This window comes from Cupriavidus sp. CP313, assembly GCF_054072015.1.
The window spans coordinates 1-584 of record NZ_JBSVZB010000101.1 but is presented as its reverse complement, the minus strand read 5'-3'; the positions used below and the strand labels follow the sequence as shown (position 1 = coordinate 584).

The 584-nt window shown below is 65.9% G+C and carries 1 protein-coding gene and 1 pseudogene; both read right to left on the bottom strand.

Annotation, left to right across the window (positions count from 1 at the left end; genetic code table 11):
* On the bottom strand, nucleotides 1–165 hold a 165-nt coding region (locus ACW4E8_RS41080; protein ID WP_456809705.1), incomplete at its 3' end, for a mannonate dehydratase.
* Between the two features lie 135 nt (nucleotides 166–300).
* Nucleotides 301–584 (bottom strand): annotated as a pseudogene (locus ACW4E8_RS41075) (gluconokinase); the annotation flags it as partial.

Here is a 584-nt window from a genome sequence, read left to right as displayed (position 1 = left end):
CGCCTCGATGGTGGACTTGAGCGCCAGGATCTTGTCCAGCGGCCATACCTCGCCAACGGGTTCGTCGTAGATGGCCGAGACGATATGTGTCATGCCCGGGATCTGCCGGATGTATTCGAGAGGGATCGGGTCGGACGTGCCAAACCAGCGGAACGACATCTTCATGGGTGGGGCTTCCTTGGGGCGAGTCTGTTGAGGAACGGCGATCCAGGCTAGGATCGATGCGGACCGCCCGCGCTTCCCCTACAATCGGCTCGGCCCCTGCCGTGATTGAGATGCGAGCGGAGAAAGCGTTGCGACTTAGCGAGCGAAGCCGCCGCCCTGCGGTGCGGCGGCTTGCAGGATCGTGGCGACCAGCGCCTCGGGCGACTGGCGGATGTCGAGCACCAGCGCGCCACTCGGCTCTTCCAGGGTATCGAACTGGCTCTCCAGCAGCGCGGGGTTGAAGAAGTGGTCGGTGCGAGCGGACAGGCGCGCGCCGATCAGCGCGGCGTCGCCCTTCATGTAGACGAAGGTCACTCCGCCGTCGGGCGGGGTCAGCCGGTCGCGGTAGCCCTGGCGCAGCGCCGAGCAGGTAAACACGT